The sequence below is a fragment of the Actinocrinis sp. genome (genome assembly GCF_035605935.1).
GTDB lineage: Bacteria > Actinomycetota > Actinomycetes > Streptomycetales > Catenulisporaceae > Actinocrinis.
The window spans coordinates 20,439-27,449 of sequence record NZ_DATNGK010000299.1 but is presented as its reverse complement, the minus strand read 5'-3'; the positions used below and the strand labels follow the sequence as shown (position 1 = coordinate 27,449).

Annotated in this window: 7 protein-coding genes; 4 read left to right on the top strand and 3 right to left on the bottom strand. The window is 68.5% G+C overall.

What is annotated here, in order from left to right:
* On the bottom strand, positions 1 to 1,346 hold a 1,346-nt coding region (locus VN779_RS24285), incomplete at its 3' end, for a PTS transporter subunit EIIC (protein ID WP_325727275.1).
* A gap of 18 nt (positions 1,347 to 1,364) precedes the next feature.
* Positions 1,365 to 2,150, bottom strand: a complete 786-nt coding sequence (locus VN779_RS24280; protein ID WP_325727273.1) for a GntR family transcriptional regulator — start codon at positions 2,148 to 2,150, stop codon at positions 1,365 to 1,367.
* A gap of 189 nt (positions 2,151 to 2,339) precedes the next feature.
* On the opposite strand from VN779_RS24280, the gene VN779_RS24275 reads away from it, so the two are divergent.
* From VN779_RS24275 to ptsP, 4 genes are all read left to right on the top strand, one after another.
* Entirely contained in the window at positions 2,340 to 2,570 is a 231-nt protein-coding gene (locus VN779_RS24275) for a PTS glucose/sucrose transporter subunit IIB (RefSeq protein ID WP_324841119.1), read from the top strand.
* A gap of 24 nt (positions 2,571 to 2,594) precedes the next feature.
* The gene (locus VN779_RS24270) at positions 2,595 to 3,059 is read left to right on the top strand and encodes a PTS glucose transporter subunit IIA (RefSeq protein ID WP_325727270.1); all 465 of its coding nucleotides are present in this window, start codon (positions 2,595 to 2,597) and stop codon (positions 3,057 to 3,059) included.
* Positions 3,060 to 3,229: 170 nt separating this feature from the next.
* Positions 3,230 to 3,496: an HPr family phosphocarrier protein gene (locus tag VN779_RS24265; RefSeq protein WP_325727268.1), complete on the top strand. Its 267-nt coding sequence runs from the start codon at positions 3,230 to 3,232 to the stop codon at positions 3,494 to 3,496.
* A gap of 29 nt (positions 3,497 to 3,525) precedes the next feature.
* On the top strand, positions 3,526 to 5,160 hold the full coding sequence (gene ptsP / locus VN779_RS24260) for a phosphoenolpyruvate--protein phosphotransferase (protein ID WP_325727266.1): 1,635 nt from the start codon (positions 3,526 to 3,528) through the stop codon (positions 5,158 to 5,160).
* A gap of 100 nt (positions 5,161 to 5,260) precedes the next feature.
* Here the strand turns inward: ptsP and groL are convergent, their stop codons facing one another.
* Positions 5,261 to 6,886 (bottom strand): chaperonin GroEL, encoded by a 1,626-nt coding sequence (groL, locus tag VN779_RS24255; protein ID WP_325727263.1) that lies wholly within the window; start codon positions 6,884 to 6,886, stop codon positions 5,261 to 5,263.
* Positions 6,887 to 7,011: the final 125 nt, after the last annotated feature.

Below are 7,011 nucleotides of genomic sequence, written 5' to 3'. Positions count from 1 at the left end.
TTGCCGACATCCTCGTCCGCGTCAGGTTCTCGTCCGGGGGTCTGAATGTTGAACTTGTTGATCGCGAAGGTGAACAGGAAGTAGTACACCAGCGCGAAGGCCAGCCCGATCGGGATCAGCAGCAGCGGCTTGGTCGCGATGTTGTAGTTGAACACGTAGTCGAACAGTCCGGCCGAGAACGAGAAGCCGTCATGGATGCCGAGCGCCTGGCAGAGCGCGAGGGATACGCCGGTGAGGATCGCGTGCACGCCGAACAGCAGCGGCGCGGCGAACAGGAACGCGAACTCGATCGGCTCGGTCACGCCGGTCAGGAACGAGCAGAGCGCGGCGGAGAGCATGATGCCGCCGACCAGCTTGCGCTTCTCCGGGCGGGCGGCTCGGGTCATCGCGTACGCGGCCGCGGGCAGCGCGAACATCATGATCGGGAAGAAGCCGGTCATGAACATGCCCGCGGTGTGGCTGCCGTGGAAGAAGCAGACCAGGTCGCCCGCATACTGCGTGCCGTTCTGGATGCAGTGGCCGCCGACCGCGGAGGTCCACACCAGGTTGTTCGGGATGTGGTGCAGACCGAACGGCAGCAGCAGCCGGTTGATCAGCCCGAAAATGCCGGCTCCGGCGGTGCCGTTGTTCGCGGCCTCCTTGCCCAGCCAGTTGATCACCGCGGCCGGCCACTGCCAGATCAGGCCCATCACCACCCCGAGGATCACCGACGCGAAGGCGGTCACGATCGGCACGAAGCGGCGGCCGCCGAAGAACGCCAGGTACGGAGGCAGCTTGATCCGGTAGTAGCGCTGGTAAAGCAGTGCGGCCAGGATGCCGACCAGGATGCCGCCGAGTACGTAGGTCGGGTTCTTGCCGATCACGTCGGTGAACTTGGGCTTCCCGCTGGTCGCGTCCGTGCCGTACCAGTTGGTGATCCACTGATGCCCGGAGTTGACCGGCATGGCGAAGACCGCGGCGGTCACCTCGTTGTAGACGAGGTAGCCGACGGCTGCGGCAAGCGCGGTGGAGCCGTCCGCGCGCCGGGCGAAGCCGATCGCGACGCCGATGGCGAACAGCAGCGGCAGGAAGTTGAAGATGCCGTTGCCCGCCGCGGCGAAGACCTGCTCGACGTAGATGAGCCAGTGCCAGCCGGTGGCCGTGGCCAGATACAGGCCGTGCTCGGTGGGGTCGCCGGGTGTGCGCGCGCCGAGCACGTCGTCGGAGCCGAGCCGGATGAGCAATCCGGCGGCGGGCATGACGGCGATCGGCAGCATCAGCGAGCGGCCGATGCGCTGGAGGGTGGCTAGGATCGCATTACTCGTAGGTGCTTGGGGTGGCAGCCCGTCGGCTGTGGCCGCGGTCATGGAGGGTCCTCCGAGGGTCTATCCGCGCGTCGTTGCGCCGACGTCGCCGGCCGGACGCGCCGCGCGGGGATTGGTGATCGGCTGTGCGGGCCTTTCGAGCGGTACCCATAGCTGATACCGGTCGGCGCGATACGCGGAGACGGCGTACTCGATGAGTACATCGCCGGCGTAGCTGCGCCGGGACATCCGGAGCACGACGCCGCCGGCCGGAATCTCCAGCAGCGCGGCGTCTTCCGGGTCGGGGTTGCCTGCCTCGATGACTTGTTCGCCCCAGGTGAGCTTGAGGCCGTACTCGTCGGCGAGGACTTGGTAGAGCGAGTGCGGAGTGCCACGGCTGAGCAGGCCGGGCACCCTGTTCTCCGGCAGGTGGGTGCGTTCCACCGCCATCGGGATCGAGTCGGCGTAACGGAGCCTGGCGAGCCGCACCACCGGCTCCCCCGGGTTGAGCTCCAGCTGGCGGGCCAGCACGGGGGTCGCCTCGATCCGCTCGAAACCGAGCGTGCGCGAGGCCGGGATCATCCCCCGGCGGGTCATGTCCTCGGTGAAGGACGCCAGCCTGATCTGCAGATCCATCTTGGGTTGCGCCACGAACGTGCCGCGGCCCCGCACCCGGTACAGCCGCCCGTCGGCCACCAACTGGTTGATCGCCTGACGGACCGTCATCCGGGACAGCCCGTATCGCTCACCGAGGTCGCGTTCGGAAGGGATCGGGGTGTCCGGTTCCAGCTCGGTGTCGATGAGGTTGATCAGGATCTCGCGCAGCTGTTGGTGCTTGGGCACCGGGCTGCGGGGGCTGATCTCCATCGGTCGGCCTGTTCCTTAAAAAATCGGGCACTGTGTCGGAGTCGGGGGTGGTGGCTCTGTTGCTGTGAACCGCGTCACGCTAGTGTCTGGACCGGACTAGACCACCGAGGACCAGTACCTGTCAAGGTCCCGGACACCGAACGTACATCCCGGCTCAGCGCGCGTAACCGACCTGTAGTGGAGCGAACGATGGACAAGGCAGAGGCGATCATCGCCGGGCTCGGCGGCGCCGACAACATCGTGGAGATCGAACCGTGCATCACCAGGCTGCGCACCGTGGTCCGGGACGGTTCGAAGGTGAGCGATTCGGCGCTTAAGGCGGCCGGGGCGCACGGCGTGATGAAGGCGGGCACCGTCGTACAGGTGGTGGTCGGACCGGAGGCGGACACCCTCTGTATGGACATCGAGGACCTGCTCTAGATCCGGACCACAGACCGCACTGGGATGGACACCACTACAGTCCTGCTCGTCGGGGCCCCGCTGGCGGGGACCGCGATCGAACTGCGCGACGTGCCTGACCCCGTCTTCGCGCAGGCGATGGTCGGTCCCGGCGCCGCGGTCGACCCCGAACGCGCGCCGCTGACCGTCGTCTCGCCGATTGCCGGGACCCTGGTCAAGCTCAAGCCGCACGCCTTCGTGGTCGCCGGGCAGGGCGGCCGCGGCGTGCTCGTGCACCTGGGGATCGACACGGTGAACCTGGACGGCGCCGGTTTCGAGCTACTGGCGATCGAGGGTACGCAGGTCGCCGCGGGCACGCCGGTGGTCCGCTGGAACCCGGCCGAGATCGAGGCTCGCGGGCTCTCCCCGGTCTGCCCGGTGATCGCCCTGGACGCCGAGGTCGCGGCGGTCGGCGCGGTCGCGGTCGGCCCGATCGAACCCGGGCGCACGCTGTTTGAGTGGGCTGTGTGATGCGAAGAGCGGTGATACGGGCGCTGGTGAGACGCGCGCTGCTGGTGCGGAGGCTGGCACGAACAACGCTGACGCGGACGGGCATCGTTCAGCGCGGAGTTCTCTAAGGTTGGCCGACTGCGCGTAGCATCGCCCCTGTTCTCAGTCGAATAGGAAGCCGAGGAGCCCACATGGCAGAGCGAATCGTCACCGTGGCGTCCCGCGTGGGTCTGCACGCCCGCCCGGCGGCGGTGTTCGTGAAGGCCGCCAGCGCCGCCCCGGTCGCGGTGACCATCGCCAAAGAGGGCAAGGACCCGGTCAGCGCCCGCTCGATCCTGGCCGTACTCGGTCTGGACGTGCGCTGCGGCGACCAGGTCACGATTACCGCCGACGGCGCCGGCGCGGAAGCGACGCTGGACGAGCTTGAGGCACTGCTCAGCGACGATCTCGAAGGCTAGAGCCAGAAGGTAGAGGGTCAAAGCGGACGATGGCGGCCAATACAGAACCGCTGCGCGGTCTTGGAGTCGGCACCGCCTCGGCCGCCGGGCCGGTGGCGTGCATGGCCGCGCGGCCGCCCGAACCATCCGCCATAGTCCGGCCGGCCGGCGACGCGGCCCACGAGACGGCCCGGGCCGAAGCGGCGCTGCATGAGGTCGCGCGGGAGCTGACCCGGCGCGCAAACGTGGCCCGCGATGAGTTGGGCAGCACTGACGCTGCCGAGATCCTGGAAGCCCAGGTGCTCATGGCCGAGGACCCGTCGCTGCTGGACGGGATCGGCGAACGCACCGCCGCGGGATTGACCGCCGAGCGAGCCATTTTCGAGACCTTCGCCCAGTACCGGGATCTGCTCGCAGCGGCCGGAGGCTACCTCGCCGACCGAGTTGGCGACCTGGATGATCTGGCCGCCCGCGCGATAGCGGCGGCGACCGGCGTCCCGATGCCGGGCCTACCGGAGCTTCCCGAGCCCTTCGTGCTCGTCGCGCTCGACTTGGCACCGGCGGACACAGCGCTGCTGGACCTGACGCGGGTGCTGGCTCTGGTCACTCAGGAGGGCGGCCCGACGAGCCACACCGCGATCCTGGCTCGGGCGCGCGGCATCCCGGCCGTGGTCGGCGTTTCCGGGGCGCTCGACTTGGCCGACGGAACACCGGTGCTGGTGGATAGCGCCGCCGGTACTGTCACGCCGAATCCGGCACCGGAACTGCTCGCCGCAGCGTCCGAGCAGGCCGAAGCCCGAGCGCATGCAGTACAGACCACCGGTCCCGGCCGGACAGCTGACGGCGTGTCAATCTGCCTTTTGGCGAACGTCGGCGGACCCGGAGACGTGGCCGATGCGGTCGCGGCGGGGGCCGAAGGCGTCGGATTGTTCCGCACGGAGTTCCTGTATCTGGGGTCTGCGACGCCGCCTTCTCTGGAAACGCAGATCGAGGCGTATCGCGCGGTGCTTGACGGCTTTCCCGGCTGCCGCGTTGTCGCGCGCACCCTCGATGCGGGAGCTGATAAGCCGCTGCCTTTCCTCCCACTGGGTGTCGAGCCGAACCCGGCGCTCGGTGTGCGTGGGCTGCGTGCGTTCCGGGGCGAATACCAGGCGTTGCTCGATACGCAGCTCGCCGCACTGGCTAAGGCAGCAGAAGGCTCAGCGGCCGAGCTGTGGGTGATGGCGCCGATGATTGCCGATGAGGGCGACGCGGCCTGGTTCGCGGAACGGGCACGCGAGCACGGCCTGCGCACAGTCGGCGCGATGATCGAGGTGCCGTCGGCAGCGCTGCGCGCCGAACCGCTGCTCTCAGCGGTCGACTTCGTATCGCTGGGCACGAATGACTTGACGCAATACGCGCTGGCCGCGGACCGCATGCTCGGCTCGCTCGGTGCGTTGCAGGATCCGTGGCATCCCGCGGTTCTTCGCCTTATCGAACTGACCGGTCAGGCAGGCGCAGCGTGCGGTAAGCCAGTCGGGGTCTGCGGAGAGGCGGCTGCCGATCCGCGGCTGGCACCAGTTCTCGTCGGGCTCGGCGTGACCTCTTTGTCGATGGCGCCGTCCGCGATCGCCGAGGTGCGGGCCGCGCTGGCCGCGCACACGCTGGCGGAGTGTCAGGAACTCGCCCGCGCCGCGCTGCGCTGACCTTTCTCTCCTGATCGGACGCGCACCGGACCAGAACCGAAAACGCCCCCGCGCTCCTTGCGGAGCACGAGGGCGTTCGTGTTCGAACGGTTGACCGGACTTAGAAGTCCATGTCCCCGCCGGGCATGCCGCCGCCAGCCGGCGCGGCGGTCTTCTCCGGCTTGTCGGCGATGACGGCCTCGGTGGTCAGGAACAGCGCCGCGATGGACGCGGCGTTCTGCAGCGCGGACCGGGTGACCTTGGCCGGGTCGATGATGCCGGCCTTGATCAGGTCGACGTACTCGCCGGTCGCGGCGTCCAGGCCGAAGCCGGGCTCCAGGTTGCGCACCTTCTCGACCACGACGCCGCCCTCGAGGCCGGCGTTGATCGCGATCTGCTTGAGCGGGGCCTCGACGGCGATGCGCACGATGTTCGCGCCGACCGCCTCGTCGCCGGCCAGGTCAAGCTTCTCGAAGGCCTTGGTCGCGGCCTGCAGCAGAGCCACGCCGCCACCGGCGACGATGCCCTCTTCCACGGCGGCCTTGGCGTTGCGCACCGCGTCCTCGATGCGGTGCTTGCGCTCCTTGAGCTCGACCTCGGTCGCCGCGCCGGCCTTGATGACGGCCACGCCGCCAGCCAGCTTGGCCAGGCGCTCCTGCAGCTTCTCGCGGTCGTAGTCGGAGTCCGACTTCTCGATCTCGCCGCGGATCTGCGCCTTGCGGCCCTCGATCGCGTCCGCGTCGCCGGCGCCGTCCACGATGGTGGTCTCGTCCTTGGTGACCACGATCTTGCGGGCGCGGCCGAGCAGGTCCAGGCCGATCGAGTCGAGCTTGAGGCCGACCTCCTCGGTGACGACCTGGCCGCCGGTGAGGATGGCGATGTCGCCGAGCATGGCCTTGCGCCGGTCGCCGAAGCCCGGGGCCTTGACCGCGACGGACTTGAAGGTGCCGCGGATCTTGTTGACCACCAGGGTCGCCAGCGCCTCGCCCTCGACGTCCTCGGCGATGATCAGCAGCGGCTTGCCGGACTGCATGACCTTCTCCAGGATCGGCAGCAGGTCCTTGACGTTGCCGATCTTCTGGTTGGCGATCAGGATGTAGGGCTCTTCGAGCACCGCCTCCTGCCGCTCCGGGTCGGTGGCGAAGTAGAAGTTGATGTAGCCCTTGTCGAAGCGCATGCCCTCGGTGAGCTCGAGCTCGAGGCCGAAGGTGTTGCTCTCCTCGACGGTGATGACGCCTTCCTTGCCGGCCTTGTCCATCGCCTCGGCGATCAGCTCGCCGATCGCGGTGTCAGCCGCGGAGATGGAGGCGGTGGAGGCGATCTGCTCGCGGGTCTCCACGTCCTTGGCCAGCGAGGAGAGCTCCTCGCTGATCCGCTCGACGGCTGCCTCGATGCCGCGCTTGAGCGCGATCGGGTTGGCGCCGGCGGCCACGTTACGCAGACCCTCGCGCACCAGCGCCTGAGCCAGCACGGTCGCGGTGGTGGTGCCGTCGCCGGCTACGTCGTCGGTCTTCTTGGCGACTTCCTTGACGAGCTCCGCGCCGATCTTCTCGTACGGGTCGTCGAGCTCGATCTCCTTGGCGATGGAAACACCGTCGTTGGTGATCGTGGGGGCGCCCCACTTCTTCTCCAGCACGACATTGCGACCGCGCGGGCCGAGTGTCACCTTCACGGCGTCCGCGAGCTGGTTCATACCGCGCTCGAGGCCGCGACGGGCCTCTTCATCGAACGCGATGATCTTAGCCATAGGTACTGTCCTCCCACAGAAGGGACGTATCACGTGCCCCACGGGCGCCCGCGACGGCCGGTGCGGTAGGCGCACCTCACCAGTGGAAGCTATCGGTAGCACTCTGGTCTAGAGAGTGCCAGCTC

Coding starts and splice junctions, on each gene's coding strand:
- VN779_RS24280 (WP_325727273.1), bottom strand. CDS start 2,150: ATGGAGATCAGCCCCCGCAGCCCGGTGCCCAAGCACCAACAGCTGCGC.
- VN779_RS24275 (WP_324841119.1), top strand. CDS start 2,340: ATGGACAAGGCAGAGGCGATCATCGCCGGGCTCGGCGGCGCCGACAAC.
- VN779_RS24265 (WP_325727268.1), top strand. CDS start 3,230: ATGGCAGAGCGAATCGTCACCGTGGCGTCCCGCGTGGGTCTGCACGCC.
- ptsP (WP_325727266.1), top strand. CDS start 3,526: ATGGCGGCCAATACAGAACCGCTGCGCGGTCTTGGAGTCGGCACCGCC.
- groL (WP_325727263.1), bottom strand. CDS start 6,886: ATGGCTAAGATCATCGCGTTCGATGAAGAGGCCCGTCGCGGCCTCGAG.
- VN779_RS24270 (WP_325727270.1), top strand. CDS start 2,595: ATGGACACCACTACAGTCCTGCTCGTCGGGGCCCCGCTGGCGGGGACC.